Consider the following 24,788-nt stretch of genomic DNA (forward strand, 5'->3'; position numbering starts at 1 on the left):
ACGCCATGACCGATCAGGAAACAGCAGTTCTGCTCAATCGCCGCGCCGACGGCGTTACCGAAGTGGTGCTGAACCGCCCGGACAAACGCAACGCCTTCGACGACGTTATCATCCAGCAACTGATCAACGCGCTGGAAAAAGTGAACGCCGACGACAACACCAACATCGTGATCCTGCGCTCCGAGGGCAAACACTTCTCTGCCGGGGCAGACCTGGGCTGGATGCGCCGCATGGCTGACAACAGCCGCCAGGAGAACCTGGACGACTCGCAGGAGCTGGCGCGGCTGATGAACACCCTCAACCACCTCGGCAAACCGGTGATCGGCCTGGTACAGGGGGCCGCCTTCGGGGGAGCCGTCGGCCTGGCCGCCTGCTGCGACATCGTGCTGGCGACCGAGAAAGCCAGCTTCTGCCTGAGCGAAGTGAAGCTGGGCCTGATTCCCGCCGTGATCAGCCCCTACGTGGTGCGTGCCATCGGCGAACGCCAGGCCCGGCGCTACTTCATCACCGCCGAAGTATTCACCGCCCACCAGGCCGAACAGTTCGGCCTGGTGCACGAAGTGTGTGACGACGTAGCCGCCATGGAACGCCGCTGCGACGAGCTTCTTCTGCAGCTTGCTCTTAACGGCCCCGAGGCCATGCAAGCCGCCAAGGACCTGGTGTTCGCCGTCAGCCACAAGGTCATTGCCAAAGACGTCATCGACGACACTGCACAACGCATCGCGGACATCCGGGTGGGTGCCGAAGGCCAGGAAGGGCTCAGCGCCTTCCTGAACAAGCGCAAAGCCAACTGGGTTCCGGAGGAAGAATAATGTTCAGTAAAATTTTAATCGCCAATCGCGGTGAAATCGCCTGCCGGATCATCCAGACCGCCCATCGCATGGGCATCCGCTGCGTCGCCGTCTATTCCGATGCCGATGCCGATGCCCGGCACGTGGCCATGGCAGACGAGGCCTTCAACATTGGCCCGGCGCCCAGCTCCGAGAGCTACCTGAAAGCCGACAAGATCATCGAAATCGCCAAGCAAAGCGGCGCTCAGGCCATCCATCCCGGCTACGGTTTTCTCTCCGAGAACACCCAGTTTGCCGAAGCCTGTGAAGCCAACAACCTGGTGTTCATCGGCCCGCCTTCTTCGGCCATCGCGGCCATGGGCTCCAAATCCGCCGCCAAGGCCATCATGGAAAAGGCTGGCGTGCCCCTGGTGCCCGGTTACCATGGTGACGACCAGTCCCCGGACACCCTGCGCAAAGAGGCCGCAAAATGCGGCTTCCCGCTACTGCTGAAAGCCGTCGCCGGCGGTGGTGGCAAGGGTATGCGCGTCGTTGAGCGCATGGAAGAGTTTGACGATGCTCTGGCTGCCGCCAAACGGGAATCCAAGAACGCCTTCGGAAACCCGGACATGCTCATCGAGCGTTACCTGACCCAGCCGCGCCACGTGGAAATCCAGGTGTTCTGCGACAAGAGCGGCAAAGGCGTCTACCTGGCGGAGCGCGACTGCTCCGTTCAGCGCCGCCACCAGAAAGTGCTGGAAGAGGCTCCGGCTCCCGGCCTGAGTGACGAAACCCGCAAAGCCATGGGCGAAGCGGCGGTAAAGGCCGCCCAGGCCATCAACTACGTGGGCGCCGGCACCGTGGAATTCCTCTACGACGTGGACGGCTCCTTCTTCTTCATGGAGATGAACACCCGCCTGCAGGTCGAGCACCCGGTGACTGAAATGGTCACCGGCCAGGACCTGGTGGAATGGCAACTGAAAGTGGCCTGGGGTGACCCGTTGCCGCTGGAACAGTCCCAGGTAAAAACCCGCGGCCACGCCCTGGAAGCTCGTATTTATGCCGAGGACCCGGACCAGGACTTCCTGCCCGCCACCGGCAACCTGCGCTACCTGAGCACCCCCGATGAAAGCGCCCATGTACGGGTGGATACCGGCGTCACCGAGGGCGACGACATCAGCATCCACTACGACCCGATGATCGCAAAGCTCATCGTGTGGGACGAAACCCGGGACCAGGCCATCAACCGCATGGTCCAGGCCCTGGAGCACTACCGCATCGCCGGGGTGAAGACCAACATCCGCTTCCTCCACGCCCTGGCCGATGCCCAGCCATTCCGGGAAGCGGAGCTGACCACCGGGTTTATCGAGGATCACCGGGAGCTGCTGTTCCCGAAATCCAAGCTCGATACCCACAAGGCCCTGGTACTGGCCGCCGGCTTCGTGCTGGAACAGCGCAAGTCCCGGGAAGTGATCAGCACCGACCCCTGGTCGCCGTTCGGCCGCCAGAACAGCTGGCGCATGAACTCCGAATACGCCCAACCACTGCAGTTGCAGGTGGGTGACGAGATCCACGAACTCAAAGTGCTGGAGCGGGACGACCGCTACCAGGTGTTCGTTGGGGACAGCGTGTACAACCTCACCGCCCGCCTGGACGACGACTTCCTGCAGGCGGTGATAAACGGCCATCGCATCAGCATCCACGGCAACCTGCACAACGATCAGCTGGTGTTGTTCTATGAAGGCGATACCTTCCAGTGCACCGTTTACCGGGAAACCTACGGTTTTGAGGAAATGGCCGGCGAAGGCAGCCTCGCCGCTCCCATGAACGGCGCCATCGTGGCAGTCCAGGCGAAGGTGGGCGACAAGGTCACCGCCGGCCAGAGCCTGGTAATCATGGAGGCCATGAAGATGGAACACGCCATCAAGGCCCCGGCGGATGGCATAGTGACCGAGATTTTCTTCGTGGAAGGCGACCAGGTCTCCGAAGGTGCCGAGCTGATCGCCATTGAAGTTACTGCAGACGCGGAAGAGGAGGCAGGTTGATGGCCTTTCCCGACCGAGTAAGACTGGTTGAAATGAGCCCCCGGGACGGTCTTCAAAACGAACCCGGCGAGGTCATCGAAACCCGTATCAAAACCGGCCTGATCGAACGCCTGGCTGACTGTGGCCTCAACCACATCGAATCCGCCAGCTTTGTGTCCCCGAAATGGGTGCCACAAATGGGTGACGCCGCCGACGTCATGGCCGGCATCAAACGCAAACCCGGTGTTCGCTACTCCGTACTCACCCCCAACCTGAAGGGCTTCGAAAACGCCCTGGCAGCCGGGGCAGACGAAGTCGCCGTCTTTGGCGCTGCGTCCGAATCCTTCAGCCAGAAAAACATTAACTGCTCCATCGCCGAAAGCCTCGAACGCTTCCTGCCGGTGATGGAAGCGGCCAAACAGCACCATATTCCGGTCCGCGGCTACGTCTCCACCGTTCTCGGCTGCCCCTACGAAGGCGACATCGCCCCCGAACAGGTCGCCAGAGTCGCCAAAGCCCTGGCCGAAATGGGCTGCTACGAAATCTCTCTTGGCGACACCATCGGCGTAGGCACCCCATTGAAAGCCAAACGCATGCTCGAAGCCGTCGCCGCCGAAGTGCCCATGGAAAAACTGGCCGCCCACTTCCACGATACCTACGGCCAGGCCCTGGCAAACCTGTACGCCGTCGTGGAAGAAGGCATTGCCGTTATTGATGCGTCGGTCGCCGGCCTCGGCGGCTGTCCCTATGCGAAGGGCGCCTCCGGCAACGTGGCCACAGAAGACGTGCTATACCTTCTGAACGGATTAGGTATAAAAACGGGTGTCGATCTCGACAAACTGGTAGCAACCGGCGAATGGATCAGCCAACAGCTAAACCGCCACAACGGCTCCAAAGTAGGACAAGCCTTAGGCGGCAACTGCAAATGAACAAATGGGAATCGAGCGAGGCCTTCCGGGACCGTAAAAAACAAGGATGTTTTTTACGAGCCTACATGGACGTATTAACGGCGTGTCCCGGAAGGCCTCGCTCGATCCCCATAGCACTCAACTCAGAAAGCTAGGTGCACTAATGAGCAACAAAAACGTAGTAGCTTTGGATCTCCCCATCCCGGAGATCAGCGACATGCCAGAAGACACCCAGAAGTACTTCCAGATCTGCCAGGAAAAACTCGGCATGATCCCCAATGTTCTCACCGCCTACAGCCAGAACCTCAAACAGCTCGAAGGCTTTACCCGCCTGTATAACGAACTGATGATGGGCGAAAGCGAACTAAGCAAACTCGAGCGGGAAATGGTCGCCGTCGTAGTGTCTTCCGAAAACAAGTGCTTCTACTGCCTGGTCGCCCACGGCGCCGCCGTACGAGTCCTGAGTGGCGACCCCCAACTGGGCGAGCACATGGTGATGAACTACCGCAGCGCCAGACTCGACAGGCGCCAGCGAGCGATGCTGGACTTCGCATCGCATCTTACCCGCTCACCGGCCACGGTCACTGAAGAACACATCGATGCCCTGCGGGACGCCGGCCTGAGCGACAGCGGCATCTGGGACCTGAGCAACCTGATCGGTTTCTACAATATGTCCAATCGCGTGGCCATCGCCAGCGACATGCAACCAAACCCTGAATATCACAGCCAGAGTCGCTAGCAGACCTCTGACGTCTGTTCGCACTCGACTACAAAAACAATGGAGGCAGACAAATGAACCAGACTCTACCTAGCTCCTATCCAAGTTATACAAGCGGAACCTCTGAAACCCCGCTGCTGGGCATGACCATCGGCGAAATGCTCGACCGTACCGCTGAAAAATACCCGGATACCGAAGCCCTGGTTGCCCTGCACCAGAATATCCGCTGGACCTACAAAGAATTCCAGCAGAAAGTCAACGAAGCCGCCCGTGCGTTTATGGCCATCGGCGTTGAACGTGGCGACCGGGTGGGCATCTGGTCCCCCAACCGCTACGAGTGGACGGTCACCCAGTTCGCCACCGCGAAAGTAGGCGCCATCCTGGTGAACATCAACCCGGCCTATGGCGTCCACGAACTTGAGTACGCCCTCAACCTGGCCGGCATGCGTTTCCTGGTCACCGCAGACAGCTTCAAGACCTCCGACTACCGCAAGATGATCTACGAGCTGGCCCCGGAACTGCATGCCAGCCAGCCCGGCAAGCTCAAGTCCCGGCGCCTGGAAAAGCTCGAAGGCGTGATCAATCTCGACCAGCGCAGCCACGAGGGCATGTGGGCCTGGAATGATTTCGTCAAGCTGTCCAGCGAAGTCACCCAGCAACAACTGGACGAACGCCAGAGCGTGCTGCAGTTTGATGACCCCATCAACATCCAGTTCACTTCCGGCACCACCGGCAACCCCAAAGGCGCTACCCTTACCCACCACAACATCCTCAACAACGGCTACTTTGTGGGCGAAAGCCAGCGCCTGACCGAGAAGGATCGCCTGGTCATCCCCGTGCCCCTGTACCACTGCTTCGGCATGGTGATGGGTAACCTGGGCTGTATCACCCACGGCTCCACCATGATCTACCCGGGCGAAGGCTTCGAGCCCAAGTCCGTGCTGCAGGCGGTGCACCAGGAAAAGGCCACTGCCCTCTACGGCGTGCCCACCATGTTCATCGCCGAACTGGCCGAGCCGGAGTTTGAAAGCTACGACCTCTCCAGCCTGCGCACCGGCATCATGGCCGGCTCCATCTGCCCGGCGGAAGTGATGAAGAAGGTCAACGGCAAGATGAACATGAAGGAAGTCCAGATCGCCTACGGCATGACCGAGACCAGCCCGGTCTCCACCCAGACCAGCTCCCTCGACCCGTTCGAGAAGCAGGTAACCACCGTGGGCCGCACCCAGCCGCACCTGGAAACGAAAATCGTTGACCCCGCCAACGGCAACATCCTGCCCCGGGGCGAAACCGGCGAGCTCTGCACACGCGGCTACAGCGTGATGCTGAGATACTGGAACAACGAAGAAAAAACCAGTGAGGCCATCGACGAAGCCGGCTGGATGCACACCGGCGACCTGGCCACCATGGACGAAGACGGCTACATCCAGATCGTCGGCCGCATCAAGGACATGGTCATCCGCGGCGGTGAGAACATCTACCCGAAAGAAATCGAGGAATTCCTCTACACCCACCCCGCCATTGAGGAAGTGCAGGTAACCGGCATCCCCGACGACAAGTACGGCGAAGAACTCATCGCCTGGGTAAAACTGAACCCGGATGCCGAGCCGGTCACCGGCGACGACCTGCGGGAATTCTGTAAGGGCAAAATCGCCCACTTCAAGATTCCGAAGAACTACAAGTTCGTGGACGAATTCCCGATGACCGTCACCGGGAAGATCCAGAAGTTCAAGATGCGGGAGATGTCGATTGAGGAGATGGGGTTGAAGAAGTAAAGCCCCTCCTCTATTCCGTTTCGACCTCAGACCCCAGCTATGTGCTGGGGTTTGCGCTTTGTGTATGACCTCAGAGAAGCTGGGACCATGCAAGGGCTGCTGCGGCCTGGAGTTATACGAACCGGTTCGCAAAACTCCAGAGAAGGAGCGGGAAACCTCTATAAGCATCTGATACTGTTAAAGCTGTATTTTAACAATTTGGAATTATACGCCCTTCCTAGGGTGAGAAGAGTAGCCTAACCAGGGCATATAACTCCAGCGGTAGCCATGGCGGATCTTGTTTAGCTGTTGTTTTAAAAAGATTTTGAGGTCGCCTGAGCGATTGCAATTGGAATATACGAATGGGTGATATACGAACGTGTTCGGGTAATACGCTGTTAGGCACAAATTGAATTCGGAAATGGCGCATCAGGATGAAGCGAGTTGCACAAATATCGTATGCAGTGGCCGGTGCCTGCTTTGCAGTAACTATTGCCATGGCAACAACACCGGAGTGGTGGGATGAGCACTCTGGTATCGCGCTCATGCTGGGGCTCAGCATGCCATTATGTATTGGAGGAGCATGGCTTTCGGAGTTTCGGATAGAGCCGCGAAAGATATTTGGTTTTCATCTCATTTCGCACTCACCGGAAGCAATGGCGATCGCAGCGATGGGAGGTATAGGTCTGGGGATGGTCACGCTCATTCTATTCCTGTTTAGCCTATCCTTGAGTTTGGCATTGGGCTTCATTATTGGTGCCGGCATTCTGAGCGTTTTTACTGGAATTAACGAGGTATCGGTCCGAGACTCGGAGTCGCCTGAGTAATCTATGCCTAACCATTCATTCAAGTCCATTCTGCTTCCAACTTCGGTTAGAGAGGCAGAACCGAAAACTCCCCTTTGGCCAAAAGCTCGCCTTCCTCTGTGACCACCTCTACTCGCCAGTCTCCCACCATGTGTCGGTCGATATACTTGGCTGAGGATGCGCGCATGGGGTCAACCGATGGCCTGATTTCCACCCGCGCAACCCGTTCATCCTCCAGGTACCAGTCATGGAAGTGCAACTGACCTTCCATGCCCTGGATTTCGGTAAACAGGTAAATTCGAATCAGTCCGTCACTGTCCATCGTCAAAACGTTCGGGATTTCGTCAATTGGCTCTTTTTCCTCCAGGCCGGTACTCAGCTGCGCCCGGATCATGTGATCAGAAAGTAGCTGGATGGAGGCGGCATCTTCCCGGGACGGTTCGGATTCTCCTGCAGCCGGCGCCGGAAGGGAGTCGGGCTCTACCGATGGCACCGGTTCGCTCACCTGACTGGCCGACTGAGGGGAGTCGGGTTCTGCAGTGGAATCACTTGATGCTGCTTCCGATGCAGTTTCGGACACGGCGGCAGGCGTCTCGGCCACTTCAGTTTGAACTGAACTTGTCTCGTCCGGCATGCCAGCGTTTGCGCCAGAGTCCGATGTTTCTCGAGATGCGGTCTTCGGTAACTGGATAGATGCAGGATCGCCGGACGCGGGCTGGTCGACATATACCGACGGGAGAGAAGGCGCCTCCACTTCCTGATTCTCTGCCAGCGCTTCCTTTTGCTCGCCGGTGCCAAAGATCTCTAAAGCGCCCCAGATTATGCCCCCCACCACCAGAATTAATACGAAAAGAGCAGCAAAGATGCGCCCCCAAAGATACACAACAACCTCTTCGGGCTCTTTGGGCTCAGGTAGGCGGGAGGACTTACGTGAAAAACGTTGATCTTGCGGTCTTGCTGTTTTCACCGGTCATTCTTCCTTGAAGCGGGAAAAATACACTATAGCAAACTCATGCACGTACGAGGTGGCGGTGCCATAATTATCGGAGAAGATTTGTATCGCCGAGGGAACGGCCATGACCTCACAGAAAATCATGATCAGGGATGAGAGCGAGACAGACATCCCGGCTATCTCGGCCATTACCCTCGCCGCGTTCCAGCCGCTGGAAATCAGCAACCACACGGAACACTTCATCATTGACGCCCTGAGAGCCGCCGGCGCGCTATCGGTGTCACTGGTGGCTGAGGTGGACGGGCGTATTGTAGGGCATATTGCGTTTTCGCCGGTCACCATGTCGGATGGCTCTGAAGGCTGGTATGACCTGGGGCCGGTGTCGGTGCTTCCGGACTTTCAGCGCCAGGGCATTGGCAAGGCTCTGATCAACGAGGGCCTGGAACGGTTAAAGAGGATGAACGCGAAAGGCTGCTGCCTGGTGGGGCATCCCGAGTATTACCGCCAATTCGGGTTTGTGAATACGGACGCCCTGTCCTACGAGGGTGTTCCAGCAGAGTATTTCTTTGTTCTGCCGTTCGGCGATTCAGTGCCGCAAGGAAGGGTGGTGTTTCATGAGGGGTTCAATGCCGCCCGACCGTGATGGCTGGCGCATAACAACCGGTTGCATCGGTGGAACCGCCGGTCGGGGGGGGGGGGGGGGGGGGCCNGCCACAGTGCCTGTTTCAGTAGTGGTACCGAAGCTGGGCGATAAGCAAAGTGTCATCAGTGACCTTGTAAACCATGCGGTGTTCTTCATTGATTCGCCGAGACCAGTAACTGGCCAGGCTGTGTTTGAGGGGCTCCGGTTTACCGACACCTTCAAACGGTTCTCGCGTGGTCTCTTTGATCAGCTTATTGATTCGGTTAAGGATCTTTTTGTCAGTTTTCTGCCAGTACAGATAGTCTTCCCAGGCGTTCTCGGAGAAGATGAGTTTCATTCAAGAAGGTCCTTTTCCTGACCTCCGCCCTGCTCCAGCTCGGCAACGGATTCCAGCAAACGCCGGGCGTTTTTTGGTGCGCGCAGAAGGTATGCAGTTTCTTGCAGCGCTTCGTAGTCCTCAAGGGAGATCATGACCACCGACTGCGCCTTGTTCCGGGTGATAATCACAGGAGAATGGTCTTCACAGACCTGCTCCATGGTTTTTGCCAGATTGGTTCTGGCGGCTGTGTAGCTAATGGCATCCATAAGGCTCCTCCTGTACAGGATGTTGTCCGTGTGCAGAATACCGTACAGTTAGATATTTAACAATCGGCTGCACAACGACCGATTTTCCGGGGAACCGGGACAGGTTTATTTTAACCATGTGTTTTCCATCCCGATTGTCCCTCTACTCGACCCCCCCCCACTCTACCCATTGAAACTCACTGGCCTTTGCTGCCGGATGTTCACCTGCAGTGAAAATATGTCTGGCCGGGCATAGTGGCCGACGATATCCAGGCTGCGTCTTGCCGCGTTCACTTCGCTGACATCAATGTCCGCAAACAGCAAGCCGGTTTCCTTTCGCAGGGGGCCGGCTACGATTTCGCCGGCGGGTGAAATGACGATCGAATCGCCGGAGTTGATCCATTCTTCCTTGTCCGGATACAGGCGGTCGACCTCCGGAAAGTCATTGGGCAGATCGCTCACACGCAGCACATTGCCCGCGCCGAGCACCCAGCATCCCCCTTCCCTGGCAATGTGCTGGAGTGTGCGTATCCAGCGATCACCGCTGTCGTAGGTGGGGGCGATGTAGATATCAATGCCCTGGGCGAACATCGCGTAGCGCGCCAGCGGCATGTAGTTCTCCCAGCACACCAGTGACCCCACCCTGCCAACGGGGGTGTCGACCACTTTCATCCCGCTGGCATCGCCGAACCCCCACACCATGCGTTCCGGGTTGGTGGGCATGAGCTTGCGGTGGCAGTTCTGAACTTCGCCCTCGGAGCTGATGGTGATTACCGAGTTATAGAGGGTGGCCCGGCTGGTGTCCTCGTCGCGCTCATCGATGCCGCACACAATGGTCACCTGCATTTCTCTGGCAACCTCCAGTAGCGGTCGCAACTGGTCGGATGAAAGCTGGACAGCATTGCTGAGCAGGCGTCCATGCAACTGTTCCGACAATCCCCAGTCGCCCCCCGGCTTCAGCCGCCATATCCAGGCGGGATAGCCGGGAATGAAGGCTTCCGAGAAAACGATTAGCCGGGCTCCCTGACTGGCGGCATCCTGAACCAGTTGTACCGCCCTTGCGATGGTCTTTTCCCGGTCCAGAAAGACCGGAGGTTCCTGAACGATAGCGAGCTTGATCATGTTGTTCCCCTTATCAGTGGTCTCCAGAATCACTATCCCCCCAACCGGGTACCGGCGATAGTCCAGAAAATGGAGCGCCAGCCGCACTGAAAAGGACTAGGATGAAAGAACGGGGCACCAACGCCCCCCCATGGAGCCAAGGCTCATGACCAACTATGGACAATTCTGCACCGTCGCCCGGGGTTCGGAGATACTCGGGGAGCGATGGACACCGCTGGTGGTACGGGAGCTACTGTGTGGCAGCACCCACTTCAACGAGATCCGGCGGGGATTGCCGCGAATGTCGGCCACGCTTCTAGCCCAGCGCCTGAAAAAGCTTGAGGAAGTGGGCGTACTTAGCCGCGTGCAAGAGGGCAGCCACCAGGAGTATGTGCTTACACCGGCGGGTGAGGAGTTGCGCCCGATCATCCTGGCCATAGGTCATTGGGGAGCGAGATGGATTGGCAGCCGATTGCTGGCAAACCAGCTCGATGCCGGCTTCCTGATGTGGGATATCCGCCGTTTTGCGAGGATTGACGAATTCCCTTCTGACCGCCGCGTGGTCATCCACTTTTTCCTGAATGATGCCCGGCACCGGGAGCGGCATTGGTGGCTGGTGGTTGCCAACGGAGAGATCGACCTGTGCCGTGAAGACCCGGGCCACGAGCTGACCCTGGTGGTTGAGGCCAGCGTTGCCAGCCTGACCGAAATCTGGACCGGCGACAGTGACCCGGAGGCCGAGCAACAGGCGCGCCGACTGCTTGTCCGTGGCAGCCCACAGGATTCCCGGGACCTTTGGCAGTGGCTAGGGCGGAGCGTGTTTGCCGCCAGCAAACGCGTCAATGCACACTCGCTCTGAAGCAACGACTTAGCAACAGCGCCAGCCATTTACCTGTGCTATCTTGCTGGTTGAGGCTGCCCGGGAGTACGTAAGCGGTAGGACAGCCGGCAATGCAACAACACGGAGGGAGTCTCTATGCGTATCGCAAAGGAAGATATACCCGTTCGGATTGATGTACCCGGCGCAAAAGCAAGACAGCAAACCGAGTTTGGTGATGTGACGGGTTACGGAAAGATGGGCGCCGAGTACTTCTCCTTCGGTGCCGGCACCGATATCACCGAGCTTTTGCACGGGCTTGAGGGTGACAGTTGTCAAAGCCCCCACTGGGGGTACGTTGTCGACGGAGAAATCACTGCCCTGTATTCGAACGGCAGTGAAGAAACATCGCGCAGCGGTGACCTGTTCTACTGGCCTCCCGGCCACAGTGTAAGGGCAGAAAAAGACACCGATATCGTGATGTTCAGCCCGCAACACGAGCACGGCGTGGTCATTGACCACATACGGCATCAGGTCAGCGGCTGAACCGCTGCCCGGAAACCGGAGCCGTGCTCTCCTGTAAGGAAGGGAGCCAACGCCCCCTTTCTTACGGGCCCCGCTTACAGGCCCTCGCCGGGCCACGTTAAAACCGCACCAATTTTCCCTCAGGGGCTTCCCTTACGTTGGAAATTACCTCCCAAAAGATCTAATTTATAGGCAGGGAGGTGACGTGCCATGCGTCAGGAACATGTCCAGGAATCGGACGACAGCTTACCGGAACACAGCGAAGGCATCCGGGTAGGCCGGGAATTGCTCGCGGCCACCAAACCTTATGTTGAAGAGTCCACTGCCAGAAGCTGGTGGCTCGTCGGCTCTACCTTTGCGTTGATGATTTTAGCGCTGACCGCCGCCGGGCTGATCCAGTGGTGGCCGCTCAGGCTGGTGTTTTCAGTACTGGGCGCCCTGCTGATGGTGCGCGCCTTCATTACCTTCCACGATTACCTGCACCGCGCAATTCTCACCAACTCCCGAGTCGCCTACTGGCTTTTCCACGCTTTTGGCGCCCTGATGCTGACACCAACGCGCTCCTGGCTTGCCAGTCACAATTACCACCACGGTCATGTGGGGCAGATTTCGGAGGCCAGTGTGGGCGCTTTTCCGCTGATAACCGCCCGCATGTGGCGGGAGGCAACGCCGTGGCAGCGCTTTACCTATCGCGCCCAGCGCAACCCGCTGGTGGTGCTTTTAAGCTACCCGGTTGTGTTCGGTATCAATATTACGCTCCTGCCCCTGCTGAAGAAGCCCCGTAAACACCTCGACTCCCTGACCGCATTGGTCAGTCACTTCGCGTTGATCGCGGTGGTGTGGGTGCTGGGTGGGTTCAGCACGGTGTTTTTTGTCGTCCTGCTGCCGATGACTCTGGCCTCCGCGATGGGGAGTTATCTGTTTTTTGCCCAGCACAGCTTCCGGCGCATGCAGATTGCCTCTCCCGAGGCCTGGAGCTATTACCGGGGCGCCATGGAATCTTCCAGTTACATGCGGATGAACAAGATGATGCAGTGGTTTACCGGTAATATTGGCTACCACCATATTCACCATCTCAACGTGCGAATTCCTTTCTACCGCCTTCCCGAGGCGATGGCGGATATTCCCGAACTGCAGTCACCGCTGGTAACAACCCTGGCGCCCGGCGACATTGCTGACTGTTTCCGGTATGCACTCTGGGATGAGGACAAGCAGCGGATGGTGTCCTATCGGGAGGCCAGCGCCTGAATCAGCGCTTGTCAGTAACCCGTCGCCATGGTTCACTTCCCGGACCCGAGCCCGGGTCCCATATGGAGACTGTTTTATGTCGAGCCCTGTCACTGCCAGTTCAATAACGCCAACCGGTACCCGGCGGCTGTGGCCTTTGCTGCTGAGTGTTGCGCTTCTCGGCGGGTGTTCCTCACTGTACTACGACACCATGGAAAAATTCGGGTATGAAAAACGCGACATACTGGTAGACCGGGTGGAAGACGCGAGGGACAGCCAGAATGATGTTCAGGAAACCTTCCGTTCGTCGCTGGAGCGCTTCCAGAGCGTGGTGGATACACCGGACACCGAGCTCAAGGACCAGTACGCCGAGATCAGCGATGCGTATGAAGACAGCAAGTCCAGCGCAGAAAAAGTCCGCGACCGTATCGACGAGGTGGAAGACGTTGCAGAGGCTCTTTTCGATGAATGGGAGGATGAGCTTGATCAGTACGAAAGTGATTCCCTGCGCCGTAACAGCGAACAGCAGCTCGAGGAAACCCGCGCCCAGTACAGCCAGCTGATCAGCCGCATGCACGAAGCGGAGGACCGCATGGATCCTGTCCTGCAGGCATTTCAGGATCAGGTGCTGTTTCTCAAGCATAACCTGAACGCCCAGGCGATAGGCTCCCTGGAAAACGAGCTGGTGAATATCCGCCAGGACGTGGATGAACTGATTCGCAACATGGAACAGTCGGTGGCAGAGTCTGAAGCCTTTATCCGCCGTTTCCGCGAAGGCGGGTAAAGCCCCAATACCATCAAGGAAATAATATGCACAGTGAGCCGGTTCTGTTTGCCCTGGAAGGCAGCCAGGCGTTTGGTCATGCCGTTGCCACACAGCTCGGCGTCAGCCTGGCCACCCAGGAGGACCGCAACTTTGAAGATGGCGAGCACAAGTCCCGGCCACTGCAGAGTATGAGGGGCCGGGATGTTTACGTTTGCCACACCCTGTTTGGCGAGGAAACCGCCAGCGTGAACGACAAACTGCTGCGGCTGCTGTTTTTTATCGGCACCGTCAAAGATGCCGGTGCTAAACGCGTCACCGCACTGGTGCCATATCTGGCCTACGCCCGTAAGGATCGTCGATCCAAGAGTCAGGACCCTGTGACCACGCGCTACGTGGCGCAACTGTTTGAAGCCATGGGCGTGGACTGCGTGGTGGGCCTGGAAGTTCACAATCAGGGCGCGTTCGATAACGCCTTCCGTTGCCGGACGGTGCACCTGGAATCCCATAGCCTGTTCGTCAACGCCCTTTTAGACCGCGTTGGGAGTGAGCCGGTCGTTATTGTTTCACCCGACGCCGGTGGCACCAAACGCGTGGACCGGTTCCGCGACGCCTGGGCCGATATCGCAGGCGAACAGCCACCCACTGCCTTCCTGGAAAAACGGCGAAGGGAGAGTGGCATAACCGGCGATGCCGTGGTTGGGGATATGACAGGCAGGGTCGCCATCATCGTCGACGACATGGTGGCAAGCGGCACCACTCTGCTACGCGCTGCCGAGGCCTGCAAGAACAAGGGCGCCACCCGGGTATTCGGGGTGATTACCCATGCCCTGTTCGGGCCGGGCTCGGAGCAGCTGTACCGCGCGGGGGCTATGGATCAGCTTTTCATTACAGACAGCGTGACACCACAGCAACAACCGCAGGAACAGGGCCAGGTCACCACCCTTCCAGTTGCGGGGCTGTTTGCACAGGCAGTTCGGGAACTGCATACGGATTGAGCATCAGTTACCGGCATTTCCGCCAGGCGGCTGGGTAACCACCGATTGTGTCAGGGTGTGGAAGGCAGATTGCCTCCCAGCATGTTTTCCACCACTGCCGCATTGTAGAAGGCTTCAACCGTCTGGATTTTGCCGTTCCGGACACGAAACCAGACGGCAAGCCGGACATCCCCGATCATCTCAAAGTTGGTGCGGTAGTCGAGGATCGCGAACACGTGCTCCCCGTCAGCACTGAGCTGACGGACGATCAGGTCTTTCTGGATGGCCGCCATACCGAACTGGTAGGACAGCATGTCATCCGGGCGAAGGAAGCGCATGTTCGGCCCCACATACTCAAATCCCTCGTCAGCCAGCAAGGCCTTTGCCTCATCAAAGCGCTGGGCATGGATGTCAGCGATGTACTGCGCCACGATGTCTTTTGGCTGCATGATAAGGCTCCACTTCTGGGATCGGGACGATGTTCAACCCGGTGGTTTCACTGCACTGGCTGGCACCCGCGGACCGCGAGTGCAAGATCGGTGGTCGCTTTGATCTGATCGTAGTACCTGGAGGCCGTGTTTACACCCATGTCAGCGTAGTTGCCAGCGGTAGGGCTGATCAGTTGGGCCAGCTGGGTCCAGGCCTCCGCAGATTGCCGGTCCTGTTGATAGGCTGTAAAAGCCTGATTGATTTTGCTACAGGTAATGCCATCGCCATCAGCAGCCGCTGACGAAACGTGGGACGAGGTCTGGCAGCCGGCCAGTGCCGTCGCAGCCAGAACAAGTAGTGCACTTTTCAATTTCACGGACAGGATCCTCCGGGATTAAATAGCATTTGTTACGAAACCAAGACCGGCATGTTGTAACACAACTCGCTTCGAAGCCAGGAAAATGCAACGATTGCTGCTAATGTGAGTGCAGGCTCACGAGGATTCTCTTATGACAGAAATACCCCAAAAACAGTCCGGAACCAGTGGCTACTCCTGGAAGCTGTCCGCTGTCGCGGCAGTGGCCTCGGTCATAGGCGCCGTGGTCACCTTTGGAGAGGCGTCACCGATCATTACCGGACTGATCCTTCTGACCGCCGTCGGCTGGGGGTTAACCGCCAGAGACAATAAACGAGGGGCGGAGCAGGAACAAAACCAGTGAGGTAACCGAGACCATGGGACAAGCATCTGAAAAATTCAGCAGCAACCTGCCGACAATTCCTGCCTTGGACCCTGCCCGGGTCTCGCTGATCGAGAAGGAGGGGTTGACGGTTAAACAACTGGAACCCCTTGGGGTGGAGATATACGGTGCTGATGTTCGCTCCAGGCTTCCCGAGCCTGTCATTGAGGCTCTGGAAGTGGAGATGGCGAATAGGGGGTTCATCGTCTTTAAACATCAGGCCGGTCTCTCGGCTGATGAACTGGTTGAGGCAAGCAAATGGTGGGGCGCTCACCAGATCCATTCTACCCATGGTGTCCACCCTGCAACGCCTGGAAGAAACCGGCACATCTTTCGTTGTTCCAATGACAACCGCCATGGAATCCTTGGTGTTGGCCCGCAGTGGCATAACGATGGCAGTTTTGAAGCAGCTACGTTTTCCCATTCGGCCTACTACATGGCGCGGGCACCCGAACAAGGGGGCGGCACCCACTTTGCCCATCAGGGGGCAGCGTTTGACGTGCTTCCGGAGGCAAAGCAGGAATTCTGGGAACGCCTGGTCTCGGTCAACTCCGCTTCCAGCGTGACCCATCCTGTCGTCCATACCCATCCCATTTCGGGACGAAAAAGCGTATGGCTTCATTTGGGAATGACCGGTGCCGTCATCGAGAGGCTGCCGGAAGAAGGTTTGACTGTCGATGAGCTGAAGAAAGCACCAGCAACCGCCGATAAGTTCCGTTTGCTGACAGCCGATGAAATGAAGCAGCTTTTCAACGACTACAACGACCTCATGAATGCCTCCTTCGACAAGGGATACGGGATACGTTATCACTACGACACTGGCGATTTACTCTACATCGATAACTGGGCACTAGCCCACAGAGCAGCGCCCGAGGCTCACATGCCAGCCGAGCAGCAGGGCTTGAGGATCATGGACCGTGTCACAATCAAGTCAAAACAGGACCTGGCGCCCCACTTTGGCTTGCCACAGTACATCAATATCAACGGCCCGCATCCATTCAACAAAGATGGCGTCTGGCAAGCCGGCGGCGTCGGATTCCGCTGGAAAGATGACATCCGCATGCAGAACTGACCCGTTATGAAAAGCTGGATTTTTCTTGGCATCGCCATTGTCGCTGAAGTGGTCGCAACCTCCGGTCTCAAGGCCAGTGAAGGGTTTACCCGGCTCTGGCCCAGCCTGCTGGTCATAGCTGGCTATGCCATTGCATTCTACTTTCTGTCGATGACCCTGAAGGAGATCCCCGTCGGTCTGGCCTATGCCATCTGGGCGGGTCTGGGGATCGTGCTGGTGGCGTTTATCGGTTGGCTGGTCTACGGGCAGACACTGGATACTGCCAGCGTGATTGGCATGGCGTTGATAATCTCCGGCGTGGTGGTGATCAACGTGTTCTCCCGGGCGACTGCTCACTAGCCCTGAGCAGACTACGACTGGCGTAGGAAAAAGGTCGATTCGTCGGCTCAACCACAAAAAACTGCAAAACAACGGTATATCAACCATGCGTTTTCCGCGTTGGTTGCTAAGCTAGTTGGGAATCGAAAATAACAAAGGAGAACAAAATGTTAGACAAGGCATCCAGACCCCTGGTCAGCATGGTGGACAAATACCTGCCTGACCCCTATCTGTTCGTGATCATTCTTACCCTGGTCGCGTTCATCGCTGCCATGGTTTTCGAAGGCCATGGCCCAATGGCTGTTATCGAAATGTGGGGCGATGGTTTCTGGAACCTGTTGACCTTCTCCATGCAGATGCTGCTGGTACTGGTCACCGGCTTCATGATGGCGAGCACACCTCTGGTCCGCGGGATTCTTAACCGGATTGCCGGCCTCGCCAAAACACCGGGGCAAGCAATCATCCTGGTCACCTTTGTGGCCCTGATTGCCAGCTGGATAAACTGGGGCTTTGGGCTCGTGGTCGGTGCGCTGTTTGCCAAAGCCCTCGCTCGCCAGATCCGGGTTCATTATCCGCTGCTGATTGCCAGTGCCTACTCAGGGTTTATTGTGTGGCACGGCGGGCTGGCAGGGTCCATTCCCCTGGTCATCGCCACCGAAGGCCACTTCACGGAAGACGTCATCGGCGTCATTGGCACCGGTGACACCATTTTCGCGTTCTTCAACCTGGCCATCGTGGTCGCCCTGTTCATCATCGTACCGCTGGTCAACCGCCTTATGCTGCCCGCGGAAAAAGACAGTGTGTATGCGGACCCGAATGTCCTGGACGACGAGCCCGACACGGCTGTTGTCATCAACCGCCCGGCAGACCACCTCGAAAACAGCAGAACACTGGCCTGGCTGATCGGCTTCAGCGGTATCGCGTTCATCTTCCAGTACTTCATGGATGGCGGCGGCCTGAACCTGAACATCGTGAACTTCATGTTCCTGTTCATTGCGATCATCCTGCACCAGACGCCCAAGCGGCTGCTGGCCAGCCTGAACGAAGCGGTAAAGGGCGGCGCAGGCATTGTTATCCAGTTTCCCTTCTACGCCGGCATCATGGGCGTCATGACGGCGTCTGGCCTGGCCGCCAGCATCTCCTCCGGCTTCGTATCCATCGCGAGCGCTGAAAGCCTGCCTTTCTGGAGCTTTCTGAGCGCGGGACTGGTGAATATCTTCGTGCCCTCCGGCGGTGGCCAATGGGCGGTACAGGCCTCAGTTATGCTGCCCGCGGCACAGGAACTGGGCGCAGACATTCCGAGGGTAGCGATGGCGGTAGCCTGGGGTGATGCCTGGACCAACCTGCTGCAACCGTTCTGGGCGCTGCCCGTTCTGGCCATTGCCGGCCTCAAAGCCAAGGACATCATGGGCTACTGTCTGATGGTGCTGATCATCAGCGGTGTCGTCATCAGCGCTGGCCTGACCTGGCTATAACAGGTGCGATAGCCAGGGAAGGAGGTTGCTTTCCTGGCTCCCCCTTTAAATCGCGCGCCGCAGGTAACGCCGGTAACGCGGGCGCCAGAAATTGCGTTCGATGGTATCGCGGATGGTGTCCTCATCGGAGCGCAGCGCGACTCCGTCTTCCTGTGCCTGTCTGGCAACATCAAAGGCAATGTAGCGGCTGATTTCCTGAATTCCGGCCATGTCTGGCAACAGACGCTCACCGGTTTGCCGGACAATGGGGGCCTGGTTCGCCAGGGCGTTGGCTGCGGCCATCAGCATGGTGTCGGTCACCCGGGAGGCACCTGCGGCGATCACCCCAAGACCAATACCCGGAAAAATATAGGCGTTGTTACATTGGGCGATGGGGTAGGTCTTGCCATCGAGTTCCACCGGTTTGAATGGGCTCCCCGCGGCTACCAGAGCTTCACCACTCGTCCAGCTCAATATGTCGGCGGGCGTCGCCTCGACCCGCGACGTGGGATTCGACAGCGGCATCACCAGCGGTTGAGCACAGCCCGCGTGCATTGCCTTGATGACTTCCTCCGTAAACAGACCCCGTTGGCCGGAGACGCCAATCAGCACTGTCGGCTTTACCTGTTTCACCACGTTGATCAGTTCCCGGCCCGGCCAGTCCCTGATCCGGGCCGGGTCCTGGGCAAGCGCTGACTGGAAATCCTGCAGGCCGGCGACGTCGGTGGTCAGCAGCCCGGCACGGTCGACCATGTAGATCTGTTGGCGCGCTTCCGGTTCAGACAATCCCTCCTCTGTCATCGCGACAATCACCTGTTCGGCGATGCCACAGCCGGCGGAGCCGGCACCCAGAAACGCGACCGTCTGGTCACTGACTTTCTCGTTCTTGGTTTTACACGCGGCCAGCAAAGTGGCGAGACAAACCGCGGCGGTGCCCTGGATGTCGTCGTTGAAGCAGCAGGCCTGGTCGCGATACTGGTTGAGAAGGCGCATGGCGTTGTTCTGCGCGAAATCCTCGAACTGCACCAGTACATCGGGCCAGCGGCGCTTTACCGCTGCCAGGAATTCGGCCACAAAAGCATCGTACTCTTCCTGGCCAATGCGCTTGTGGCGCCATCCCATATACATGGGGTCATCAAGCAGGGCCTGATTGTTGGTGCCGACATCGAGCATTATGGGCAAAGTATTGGCCGGGCTGACACCCCCGCAGGCGGTGTACAGCGACAATTTTCCGATAGGAATGCCCATGCCGCCAATGCCCTGGTCGCCCAACCCCAGAATGCGCTCGCCATCGGTAACCACGATGACTTTGACCTTTTCCTTGGTGGCGCTGCGAAGGAGGTAATCCATGTGCTCGCTGTCGGGCCAGGATACGAACAAACCGCGATGGTTGCGATAGATGTTGGAGAACTGCTCGCACGCCTCGCCCACTGTGGGGGTGTAGATAATCGGAAGCATCTCTTCCAGATGATCTTCCAGCAGGTAGTAGAAGAGAGTTTCGTTGTCGTCCTGGATCGCGCGCAATGTGATGTGCCGGTCAAGGTCGGTCTGGCATAACCGGTATTGCTTATAGGCTCGTTCCGCCTGCTCCTCGATGGTCTCCACATTCTGTGGCAGCAGACCGATCAGGTTGAAATCCAGGCGCTCCCTCTGGGTAAAAGCACTGCCTTTGTTCAACAGCGGCATCTCCAGCAGAGTCGGGCCGGCGTAGGGTATGTACAAAGGGCGTTTTTCCGTATTACTCATAATCACCTCGTAGATCAGGCGGGGGCTGCGAACCCAACGGGCTAAGGGCTGTTTTCGTTAATCGCCAGAATCCGCTTATAAAGATCGTAGCTGATACCGCCCTCCTTCGCCTACCGGCTCAGTGGCAGCATTCCTCCCACGCTGACCGGAAGGCTTGGAACTTTAAAGTCAGGGAAGCCTTTGGGTAAAAATCGCGACAGACTGATTTTTCCGCACCGGCCGAGGGGCTCTGGCTATAATATAAAATGAAGATTGATGACAGGAGGTCACCATCATGAAACGCATCGCCATCTGTTTTGACGGCACCTGGAACCGGCCGGAAGTAAACATCGGGGAGGAATTCCCCACCAACGTACTGCAGTTCGCCCGTGCCATTCGCCCAACCGATGGCAACGGCGTCGAACAGGTGGTGTTCTACGATTGGGGCATCGGCTCCTATCACGACGAGTTACTCGCCGGCGCGACCGGTCATGGCCTCGAAAAGAACGTGATGGACGGCTACCGGTTCCTGGTTCACAACTACGAGCCTGGCGACGAGATCTTCCTGTTTGGCTTCAGCCGGGGTGCCTACACCGCCCGCAGCCTGTGCGGCATGATCAACAACTGTAGTATTCTGCGAAAAGAAAACGCCAACCGGATCCAAAACGCCTTCAGGTTCTACAAAACCAAGAAACACAAAGCCAACAGCGACCACGCCATGGCGTGGAAGCGCCAACACTCGGTGGCAGAACGCACCCCGATCAAGTTCGTGGGCGTGTGGGACACCGTCGGCGCACTGGGGCTACCGTTTACCTTCTTTGGTTTGATCAAAGACCAGGACCTGTTTTACGACCGCGAGATCGGCAGCAACATTGAAATTGCGCGGCACGCCCTGTCTCTGGATGAACACCGTGAGGATTTCGAACCTACCATCTGGAAACCCAGTTCCGGGACCGACATCGAGCAGGTCTGGTTCGCCGGGGTGCATTCCGATGTCGGCGGCGGCTATGGTCCTGACAAACAGGGCCGCATTCTGGCCGATATCCCCCTGCTGTGGATGGCGGAAGAAGCGCGGAAGCAGAAGCTGGTGTTTAACAGTATTCTGCCAACCACTATCCACACCACCGCCGAGCAGCACAATGAGTACAAGGGCAAATACAGGTTACTGGGGAAACGGGTGCGGGAAATACCTCCACTGGACGAGATCAAAACCTGGGTGCACGGGAGCGTACGAGCGCGGTACAACAGCGGCTACCAGAGTGAGCCGATCGAGCGGTTTGCGGAGCGCAATGGCGAGTGGCCGCCGATCTGGCCAGCATAAGTCAGAGTCGCTTCGTTCCCGATCATGAAATTAGCTCTTTAGAGTAATACCAGGCTCACCTGCAATACCCAATACTTGGTATGTGACGCTCATCCCAGCCTCACACAAGGATCCAGAGCCGTTTCTGGCCTGGGGCAAGACTCAACAATAGTCTAGATAGGGAGCAGCGGAGATGACTACAAAATCCTTACCCCTACTGTTCATACTTGCAGTAATCACCGGTTGTGCGAGCACCGACTCACAGCGCTACGCAGCTCTCAGCTCTGACCTCGCCGATGAACCGGAACCGATCCTGGTTCTGGTATCGAGTGAGCAAAAGGCAGCTGCCGTCTACTCAGTTACTGAACTGGTGGATGATGCCCGCTCAATCGAGCTCTTCAACGTCTACGCCGTTGCCGGTAACGAACCGGGCAAAGACCCTCTGATCTGCGGGAACATAAAATCCAGCGATCCTCGCGGCGGCCCACCCAGGACCCAGCCAATTGCCTTGTCAGGGAAGCGCGTCATGCTTCTGGATGAGGCAACAAACTGGGGATTCGTGCAGACCGGTCGCGAGGTAACACGCTCGCACCGCCAGAGACCTTTCGTAGGCTCCTGGTGGGCTCAGTGTCATCCACGAACTTTCTCCGTTCTGGTAGAACAATATGAGCAGAGCCAGCGAACAATGAAAGCAGGGAGGTGACTCATATAGATGGATTCCACTAAGATCGAGCAACGCATCACTTTTGAGGCTCTCGCCCCCTACTTCAAACAGATAAGGGAATGGGCTGCCTTCACCATCCTGGTCCCACTGTCCGTCACGCTGGTCATGTGGGACCAGGTTGACCGTGCTGTGTTGTTGAGCTGGTTCGTGCTTATGCTCGCAGGCATCGGCGCACTCTATCTGGTTGCCTCTGGTTATCATAGAAATGACGTCTCTCCTGAAAACGCCCATCCCTGGCATCTAAGGCTTTTGATTCTGCAGGGCTATATGGGTTTCCTCTGGGCTATCGCCGTTTTTTTGATGCACGATCTTGAATCACCGCCGCACCGGCTCTTCATAATTACCCTGGCCCTTGCTCTCGGAATCGGCTCGATCTCCGCAGGGGCACACTGGCTGGCGCTCTATTACAGTTACGGGATACCCGTTAAGGGCGCCTTGGCCGCAAAGTTTGTGCTGCTTGCTGACGTTGCCTGGCTTGCGCTGGCAATAATGGTTGCCCTTGCCATCCTGGCCTCCTACGGCTTTGCCCGGAAGCTCAATTCGATTGTGCGTTCGGAAATACGATTGCGTCTTGAAACCGCTGACCTGGCGGAACAGCTCAAAGAACAATCTCGTGAGCTCCAGAACGCCATTCGCACAAAATCACGGACACTGGCAACGGCCAGCCACGACTTTCGGCAGCCTCTTCACGCACTGTCGCTTTTTGTCGATGCCCTGAAGGGCGCCGACAGCCGCCGGGAAGAAAAACGCATTTTCAGCCGAATTGATGCCTCACTTGATGCCATGCGCAGAATGTTCGATGCCCTGTTCGACCTGTCCCGACTGGATGCCAACATCGTCCAGCCAGAGCCAGAGGACTTCGATATAGAAACCTTCCTCATTCAGTTGAAAGAGGAGTTCCAGGACAAGGCCGAGCAACGGCACCTGTCCCTCAGGCTCCACACACAACCCGCGGTCGTGCGAACGGATCAGGTACTACTGGAGCGAGTGTTGCGCAACCTGATAACCAACGCCATTCGCTATACCGATCGCGGCGGCATCCTCCTCAGTGCCCGCCCCAGGCAAAACTCGGTGCTGGTTCAGATATGGGATACCGGTATCGGTATTCCTCAGGAAGCACACCAGAGGATCTTCATTGAGTTTCAACAGGCTCACGAATCACCCCATGAAGATGAGAGAGATAAAGGGCTGGGCTTTGGTCTTGCAATTGTTCACAAGCTCTGCAGCTTAATGGGTCTGCCACTGGATCTTCGATCCGTGGATGGCAGGGGATCGGTTTTCAGTCTTTCCATCCCGGCTGGTGATCCCGCTCGCATGAAGCAGTCTTCCGGAAAAGCAATGGAGATTGAGTGGCAGGATTCGGGCCACCACATTCTGGTCATCGACAACGACAAGAATGTCCTCCATGCCATGGACACCCTGTTAAACAAGTGGGGCTTCCGGGTGACCTCCGTCACATCCCCCACGGAGGCATTAAGACTCCTGCCAGACCAGCCAGATCTGGTGCTTTCGGATCTCAGCCTTGATGGAACGCATAATGGCATCAAGGCGATACAGATGATCAGAGAGCGTTACGGACCAGAGTTACCGGGCATGATTATTACCGGTACAACCAATCCCCGGCAGTTACAGGAAGTCGAAAACAGTGGACTCAGGATGATTCAAAAGCCTGTCAGACCGTCCTTACTCAGAAGCTTTATCCAGAGGCAACTGGCAACTCCGACAGGTGTGGACTAATCAAGCAAGCCCAGGCTCCGTGCCTTGTGAACGCATTCAGTCCGATTGCTGGCACTGAGAGCCTTGATGATACAGGCAATGTGGACCTTGACCGTATGCTCCGCAAGAAACAGCGCGCAAGCTATCTGCTTGTTGGAATATCCCTTGGCCACCAGCTCGAGGACGTCGCTCTGCCGCTTGGTCAGTGTGCCTTCCTCCGGATGTCGACGGGCATGGAAACCACGTAGCCGTTCGCGAATCTTTACGGGAATATAGATCTCACCTGAAAGGACCTGATGCAATGCATCAAGCATCTCTACCGCGCTCTGTTCTTTAGGGATGTACCCCAAGGCACCCAGCGCAAGGGCATTGTCGATCCGGGATATATCTTCCTCTGCGGACACAACCACAACAGGCGTGACTGAACCCATCTCCCACAGTCTCTGTAGAATTGCCAGACCATCCATGCCGGGCATGGCCAGGTCGATCAGGACCAGGTCAAAGTCGTCTTTCTCAAGCCGGAGGATAGCATCTTTAGCGCGGGTGCAATCTTCAATGGTGTTTGCACCGCCAAGATGACCCAGGAGATGACGCATGCCATCAGTAAAAAGCTTATGGTCGTCCACAATAAGCAGTTTCATTGGCGCGTCCGGAATTTGGTTGATTGTTCCACCAGGCAACCCATAGATCTTAGAGGGTTTCCCGGGAAACGACAAATGCCGGATTCTGATTTTTCGTTCCGGCTAATCGATACGGAAGACTCA

At 57.3% G+C, this 24,788-nt stretch carries 27 protein-coding genes; 19 read left to right on the forward strand and 8 right to left on the reverse strand.

What is annotated here, in order from left to right; genetic code table 11:
• Positions 1 to 5: 5 nt before the first annotated feature.
• From DIT71_RS03975 to DIT71_RS04000, 6 genes are all read left to right on the forward strand, one after another.
• Positions 6 to 812 (forward strand): enoyl-CoA hydratase-related protein, encoded by an 807-nt coding sequence (locus tag DIT71_RS03975; protein ID WP_114611920.1) that lies wholly within the window; start codon positions 6 to 8, stop codon positions 810 to 812.
• Complete coding sequence (locus DIT71_RS03980; RefSeq protein WP_114611921.1) at positions 812 to 2,815, forward strand: acetyl/propionyl/methylcrotonyl-CoA carboxylase subunit alpha; 2,004 nt, start codon at positions 812 to 814, stop codon at positions 2,813 to 2,815. The genes DIT71_RS03975 and DIT71_RS03980 overlap by 1 nt, the downstream gene beginning before the upstream one ends.
• Positions 2,815 to 3,723, forward strand: a complete 909-nt coding sequence (locus DIT71_RS03985; protein WP_114611922.1) for a hydroxymethylglutaryl-CoA lyase — start codon at positions 2,815 to 2,817, stop codon at positions 3,721 to 3,723. The genes DIT71_RS03980 and DIT71_RS03985 overlap by 1 nt, the downstream gene beginning before the upstream one ends.
• A 142-nt stretch (positions 3,724 to 3,865) precedes the next feature.
• Positions 3,866 to 4,441, forward strand: coding sequence for a peroxidase-related enzyme (locus DIT71_RS03990; RefSeq protein ID WP_114611923.1), 576 nt, complete (start codon positions 3,866 to 3,868; stop codon positions 4,439 to 4,441).
• A gap of 53 nt (positions 4,442 to 4,494) precedes the next feature.
• Positions 4,495 to 6,195 carry an AMP-binding protein gene (locus DIT71_RS03995; protein WP_114611924.1) on the forward strand — a complete coding sequence of 567 codons (1,701 nt, stop codon included), beginning with the start codon at positions 4,495 to 4,497 and terminating at the stop codon, positions 6,193 to 6,195.
• A gap of 413 nt (positions 6,196 to 6,608) precedes the next feature.
• Complete coding sequence (locus DIT71_RS04000; RefSeq protein ID WP_114611925.1) at positions 6,609 to 7,001, forward strand: hypothetical protein; 393 nt, start codon at positions 6,609 to 6,611, stop codon at positions 6,999 to 7,001.
• 46 nt (positions 7,002 to 7,047) lie between these two features.
• On the opposite strand, the gene DIT71_RS04005 is transcribed toward DIT71_RS04000, so the two are convergent.
• The gene (locus DIT71_RS04005) at positions 7,048 to 7,947 is read right to left on the reverse strand and encodes a DUF2914 domain-containing protein (protein WP_114611926.1); all 900 of its coding nucleotides are present in this window, start codon (positions 7,945 to 7,947) and stop codon (positions 7,048 to 7,050) included.
• Positions 7,948 to 8,056: 109 nt separating this feature from the next.
• Here DIT71_RS04005 and DIT71_RS04010 point away from each other — a divergent pair, with 109 nt between their 5' ends.
• The gene (locus DIT71_RS04010) at positions 8,057 to 8,575 is read left to right on the forward strand and encodes a GNAT family N-acetyltransferase (RefSeq protein ID WP_114611927.1); all 519 of its coding nucleotides are present in this window, start codon (positions 8,057 to 8,059) and stop codon (positions 8,573 to 8,575) included.
• Between the two features lie 82 nt (positions 8,576 to 8,657).
• On the opposite strand, the gene DIT71_RS04015 is transcribed toward DIT71_RS04010, so the two are convergent.
• The 3 genes from DIT71_RS04015 to DIT71_RS04025 form a co-directional block, all read right to left on the reverse strand.
• On the reverse strand, positions 8,658 to 8,912 hold the full coding sequence (locus tag DIT71_RS04015) for a Txe/YoeB family addiction module toxin (protein WP_114611928.1): 255 nt from the start codon (positions 8,910 to 8,912) through the stop codon (positions 8,658 to 8,660).
• The gene (locus DIT71_RS04020) at positions 8,909 to 9,160 is read right to left on the reverse strand and encodes a type II toxin-antitoxin system Phd/YefM family antitoxin (protein ID WP_114611929.1); all 252 of its coding nucleotides are present in this window, start codon (positions 9,158 to 9,160) and stop codon (positions 8,909 to 8,911) included. Before DIT71_RS04020 ends, DIT71_RS04015 begins: the two co-directional genes overlap by 4 nt.
• A gap of 162 nt (positions 9,161 to 9,322) precedes the next feature.
• Positions 9,323 to 10,261 (reverse strand): carbon-nitrogen hydrolase family protein, encoded by a 939-nt coding sequence (locus tag DIT71_RS04025; RefSeq protein WP_114611930.1) that lies wholly within the window; start codon positions 10,259 to 10,261, stop codon positions 9,323 to 9,325.
• A 145-nt stretch (positions 10,262 to 10,406) separates the two neighbouring features.
• Here DIT71_RS04025 and DIT71_RS04030 point away from each other — a divergent pair, with 145 nt between their 5' ends.
• The 5 genes from DIT71_RS04030 to DIT71_RS04050 all read left to right on the forward strand — a co-directional run bounded on the left by DIT71_RS04030 (position 10,407) and on the right by DIT71_RS04050 (position 14,570).
• Positions 10,407 to 11,099, forward strand: coding sequence for a winged helix-turn-helix transcriptional regulator (locus DIT71_RS04030; RefSeq protein WP_114611931.1), 693 nt, complete (start codon positions 10,407 to 10,409; stop codon positions 11,097 to 11,099).
• 117 nt (positions 11,100 to 11,216) lie between these two features.
• Positions 11,217 to 11,603: a cupin domain-containing protein gene (locus DIT71_RS04035; RefSeq protein WP_114611932.1), complete on the forward strand. Its 387-nt coding sequence runs from the start codon at positions 11,217 to 11,219 to the stop codon at positions 11,601 to 11,603.
• Between the two features lie 189 nt (positions 11,604 to 11,792).
• Complete coding sequence (locus DIT71_RS04040) at positions 11,793 to 12,830, forward strand: fatty acid desaturase family protein (protein ID WP_114611933.1); 1,038 nt, start codon at positions 11,793 to 11,795, stop codon at positions 12,828 to 12,830.
• A 76-nt stretch (positions 12,831 to 12,906) separates the two neighbouring features.
• Entirely contained in the window at positions 12,907 to 13,593 is a 687-nt protein-coding gene (locus tag DIT71_RS04045; protein WP_114611934.1) for a DUF2959 domain-containing protein, read from the forward strand.
• A gap of 26 nt (positions 13,594 to 13,619) precedes the next feature.
• A complete protein-coding gene (locus tag DIT71_RS04050; RefSeq protein WP_114611935.1) occupies positions 13,620 to 14,570 on the forward strand; it encodes a ribose-phosphate diphosphokinase in 951 nt (316 codons plus the stop codon).
• Between the two features lie 50 nt (positions 14,571 to 14,620).
• Here the strand turns inward: DIT71_RS04050 and DIT71_RS04055 are convergent, their stop codons facing one another.
• Positions 14,621 to 14,998, reverse strand: a complete 378-nt coding sequence (locus DIT71_RS04055; protein WP_114611936.1) for a nuclear transport factor 2 family protein — start codon at positions 14,996 to 14,998, stop codon at positions 14,621 to 14,623.
• 47 nt (positions 14,999 to 15,045) lie between these two features.
• Positions 15,046 to 15,354 carry a hypothetical protein gene (locus tag DIT71_RS04060; RefSeq protein ID WP_114611937.1) on the reverse strand — a complete coding sequence of 103 codons (309 nt, stop codon included), beginning with the start codon at positions 15,352 to 15,354 and terminating at the stop codon, positions 15,046 to 15,048.
• Positions 15,355 to 15,487: 133 nt separating this feature from the next.
• On the opposite strand from DIT71_RS04060, the gene DIT71_RS04065 reads away from it, so the two are divergent.
• From DIT71_RS04065 to DIT71_RS04080, 4 genes are all read left to right on the forward strand, one after another.
• A complete protein-coding gene (locus DIT71_RS04065) occupies positions 15,488 to 15,697 on the forward strand; it encodes a hypothetical protein (protein ID WP_114611938.1) in 210 nt (69 codons plus the stop codon).
• A 13-nt stretch (positions 15,698 to 15,710) separates the two neighbouring features.
• Positions 15,711 to 16,787 (forward strand): TauD/TfdA dioxygenase family protein, encoded by a 1,077-nt coding sequence (locus DIT71_RS04070; RefSeq protein WP_114611939.1) that lies wholly within the window; start codon positions 15,711 to 15,713, stop codon positions 16,785 to 16,787.
• Positions 16,788 to 16,793: 6 nt separating this feature from the next.
• Positions 16,794 to 17,126, forward strand: coding sequence for an SMR family transporter (locus DIT71_RS04075; RefSeq protein WP_114611940.1), 333 nt, complete (start codon positions 16,794 to 16,796; stop codon positions 17,124 to 17,126).
• 146 nt (positions 17,127 to 17,272) lie between these two features.
• Positions 17,273 to 18,580 carry a short-chain fatty acid transporter gene (locus tag DIT71_RS04080; RefSeq protein WP_114611941.1) on the forward strand — a complete coding sequence of 436 codons (1,308 nt, stop codon included), beginning with the start codon at positions 17,273 to 17,275 and terminating at the stop codon, positions 18,578 to 18,580.
• 45 nt (positions 18,581 to 18,625) lie between these two features.
• On the opposite strand, the gene DIT71_RS04085 is transcribed toward DIT71_RS04080, so the two are convergent.
• Positions 18,626 to 20,305, reverse strand: a complete 1,680-nt coding sequence (locus DIT71_RS04085) for an NAD-dependent malic enzyme (protein ID WP_114611942.1) — start codon at positions 20,303 to 20,305, stop codon at positions 18,626 to 18,628.
• A gap of 274 nt (positions 20,306 to 20,579) precedes the next feature.
• Here DIT71_RS04085 and DIT71_RS04090 point away from each other — a divergent pair, with 274 nt between their 5' ends.
• From DIT71_RS04090 to DIT71_RS04100, 3 genes are all read left to right on the forward strand, one after another.
• Positions 20,580 to 21,605 (forward strand): DUF2235 domain-containing protein, encoded by a 1,026-nt coding sequence (locus DIT71_RS04090; RefSeq protein WP_114611943.1) that lies wholly within the window; start codon positions 20,580 to 20,582, stop codon positions 21,603 to 21,605.
• A gap of 172 nt (positions 21,606 to 21,777) precedes the next feature.
• Positions 21,778 to 22,287: a hypothetical protein gene (locus DIT71_RS04095; RefSeq protein WP_114611944.1), complete on the forward strand. Its 510-nt coding sequence runs from the start codon at positions 21,778 to 21,780 to the stop codon at positions 22,285 to 22,287.
• A gap of 9 nt (positions 22,288 to 22,296) precedes the next feature.
• Positions 22,297 to 24,045 carry an ATP-binding response regulator gene (locus tag DIT71_RS04100; protein ID WP_114611945.1) on the forward strand — a complete coding sequence of 583 codons (1,749 nt, stop codon included), beginning with the start codon at positions 22,297 to 22,299 and terminating at the stop codon, positions 24,043 to 24,045.
• Here the strand turns inward: DIT71_RS04100 and DIT71_RS04105 are convergent.
• Positions 24,042 to 24,665, reverse strand: a complete 624-nt coding sequence (locus DIT71_RS04105; protein WP_114611946.1) for a response regulator — start codon at positions 24,663 to 24,665, stop codon at positions 24,042 to 24,044. The two genes, DIT71_RS04100 and DIT71_RS04105, sit on opposite strands and share 4 nt — an antisense overlap.
• Between the last annotated feature and the right edge of the window lie 123 nt (positions 24,666 to 24,788).

The organism is Marinobacter vulgaris, assembly GCF_003344045.1.
In the GTDB taxonomy this organism is placed as follows: domain Bacteria; phylum Pseudomonadota; class Gammaproteobacteria; order Pseudomonadales; family Oleiphilaceae; genus Marinobacter; species Marinobacter vulgaris.

Coding starts and splice junctions, on each gene's coding strand:
- DIT71_RS04040 (WP_114611933.1), top strand. CDS start 11,793: ATGCGTCAGGAACATGTCCAGGAATCGGACGACAGCTTACCGGAACAC.
- DIT71_RS04030 (WP_114611931.1), top strand. CDS start 10,407: ATGACCAACTATGGACAATTCTGCACCGTCGCCCGGGGTTCGGAGATA.
- DIT71_RS04105 (WP_114611946.1), bottom strand. CDS start 24,665: ATGAAACTGCTTATTGTGGACGACCATAAGCTTTTTACTGATGGCATG.
- DIT71_RS04080 (WP_114611941.1), top strand. CDS start 17,273: ATGTTAGACAAGGCATCCAGACCCCTGGTCAGCATGGTGGACAAATAC.
- DIT71_RS04070 (WP_114611939.1), top strand. CDS start 15,711: ATGGGACAAGCATCTGAAAAATTCAGCAGCAACCTGCCGACAATTCCT.
- DIT71_RS04050 (WP_114611935.1), top strand. CDS start 13,620: ATGCACAGTGAGCCGGTTCTGTTTGCCCTGGAAGGCAGCCAGGCGTTT.
- DIT71_RS04010 (WP_114611927.1), top strand. CDS start 8,057: ATGACCTCACAGAAAATCATGATCAGGGATGAGAGCGAGACAGACATC.
- DIT71_RS03980 (WP_114611921.1), top strand. CDS start 812: ATGTTCAGTAAAATTTTAATCGCCAATCGCGGTGAAATCGCCTGCCGG.
- DIT71_RS04085 (WP_114611942.1), bottom strand. CDS start 20,305: ATGAGTAATACGGAAAAACGCCCTTTGTACATACCCTACGCCGGCCCG.
- DIT71_RS04015 (WP_114611928.1), bottom strand. CDS start 8,912: ATGAAACTCATCTTCTCCGAGAACGCCTGGGAAGACTATCTGTACTGG.
- DIT71_RS03975 (WP_114611920.1), top strand. CDS start 6: ATGACCGATCAGGAAACAGCAGTTCTGCTCAATCGCCGCGCCGACGGC.
- DIT71_RS04020 (WP_114611929.1), bottom strand. CDS start 9,160: ATGGATGCCATTAGCTACACAGCCGCCAGAACCAATCTGGCAAAAACC.
- DIT71_RS04035 (WP_114611932.1), top strand. CDS start 11,217: ATGCGTATCGCAAAGGAAGATATACCCGTTCGGATTGATGTACCCGGC.
- DIT71_RS04055 (WP_114611936.1), bottom strand. CDS start 14,998: ATGCAGCCAAAAGACATCGTGGCGCAGTACATCGCTGACATCCATGCC.
- DIT71_RS04095 (WP_114611944.1), top strand. CDS start 21,778: ATGACTACAAAATCCTTACCCCTACTGTTCATACTTGCAGTAATCACC.
- DIT71_RS03990 (WP_114611923.1), top strand. CDS start 3,866: ATGAGCAACAAAAACGTAGTAGCTTTGGATCTCCCCATCCCGGAGATC.
- DIT71_RS03985 (WP_114611922.1), top strand. CDS start 2,815: ATGGCCTTTCCCGACCGAGTAAGACTGGTTGAAATGAGCCCCCGGGAC.
- DIT71_RS03995 (WP_114611924.1), top strand. CDS start 4,495: ATGAACCAGACTCTACCTAGCTCCTATCCAAGTTATACAAGCGGAACC.
- DIT71_RS04045 (WP_114611934.1), top strand. CDS start 12,907: ATGTCGAGCCCTGTCACTGCCAGTTCAATAACGCCAACCGGTACCCGG.
- DIT71_RS04000 (WP_114611925.1), top strand. CDS start 6,609: ATGAAGCGAGTTGCACAAATATCGTATGCAGTGGCCGGTGCCTGCTTT.
- DIT71_RS04025 (WP_114611930.1), bottom strand. CDS start 10,261: ATGATCAAGCTCGCTATCGTTCAGGAACCTCCGGTCTTTCTGGACCGG.
- DIT71_RS04090 (WP_114611943.1), top strand. CDS start 20,580: ATGAAACGCATCGCCATCTGTTTTGACGGCACCTGGAACCGGCCGGAA.
- DIT71_RS04100 (WP_114611945.1), top strand. CDS start 22,297: ATGGATTCCACTAAGATCGAGCAACGCATCACTTTTGAGGCTCTCGCC.
- DIT71_RS04065 (WP_114611938.1), top strand. CDS start 15,488: ATGACAGAAATACCCCAAAAACAGTCCGGAACCAGTGGCTACTCCTGG.
- DIT71_RS04075 (WP_114611940.1), top strand. CDS start 16,794: ATGAAAAGCTGGATTTTTCTTGGCATCGCCATTGTCGCTGAAGTGGTC.